This window comes from Desulfovibrio sp. 1188_IL3213, assembly GCF_036763145.1.
Taxonomy (GTDB): Bacteria; Desulfobacterota; Desulfovibrionia; order Desulfovibrionales; family Desulfovibrionaceae; genus Desulfovibrio.
The window spans coordinates 1-892 of sequence record NZ_JBAIYR010000659.1; the positions used below are offsets into that span (position 1 = coordinate 1).

Consider the following 892-nt stretch of genomic DNA (forward strand, 5'->3'; position numbering starts at 1 on the left):
GGCAGATCCGGCAGGCGGAGCAGGCGCGGGTTGTGGCTGACAAGCCCGCTGATGTGTATGGTTCCGGGCAGGGCAGTCCAGTCCCACTCAAAGGTGGTGAGGGGCGCTTCAAGCCACAGCCCGTGGGCGTCCGCCAGTTCTACCCCCACCTGCATGCTGAAGGGCAATGAGCCGGAAAGGCGCGTCAGGCGCACATGCAGGCCGCTTTTTTCCGCCGAGGCGGCAAGAACGGCATTGGCCTCATCCTGAAGCCACGCCTGGACATTTTCGTTGCGCAGCGCCAGAAGAATGCCCGCGAGAAAAAACAGCAGCAACAGCAGCAGAAAGGCCATGCTGCGCCACAAGATGCGCCATATGCGGGAAAAACGGGATGCGCCGGGCCGCCTCGGGCCTTTGCCGGGCTGCCCGGAGATAACGGCGCCCTCTGCCGCAGCGCCTGTAACAACAGCACCGGCCACAACAGTGCCGCTTGGGTCGGTATGGGAAGAAAGCGTCGTCATCAGAAAGACTGCCCTATGCTCACATAAATTTGAAGTGGCGGGTCGCCATCCCTGGGTTGCAGGGGAAAGCCCACGTCCAGGCGCAGGGGACCTATGGGCGTGTAGTAGCGCAGGCCAAGGCCGGCGCCCCAGTCCATCTCGCCGATTATGCGGGGAACCTCATCCCGGTAGACCATGCCGCCGTCCAGAAAGGGAACCAGGCCCACATCCTCGGTGATCTTGTAGCGCGCCTCAAGGTTGATTACCTGAAAAGAGCGCCCGCCCAAGGGATCGCCGCTTTTGTCTTCCGGTCCGATGGACTGGTAGGCATAGCCGCGCACAGAACCCGCCCCGCCCGCGTAATACCGCAGGCTGCCGGGAATGTTGCGCAGGGCCGCGCCGGACATGGCCCC

The 892-nt window shown here is 63.6% G+C and carries 2 protein-coding genes; both read right to left on the bottom strand.

Annotation, left to right across the window (positions count from 1 at the left end; genetic code table 11):
• On the bottom strand, positions 1–500 hold a 500-nt coding region (locus tag V6C16_RS14350; protein WP_333543573.1), incomplete at its 3' end, for a hypothetical protein.
• Positions 500–892 (bottom strand): autotransporter assembly complex protein TamA (locus V6C16_RS14355; RefSeq protein WP_333543574.1); only part of this gene is annotated, 393 nt, incomplete at its 5' end. The genes V6C16_RS14350 and V6C16_RS14355, both read right to left, overlap by 1 nt.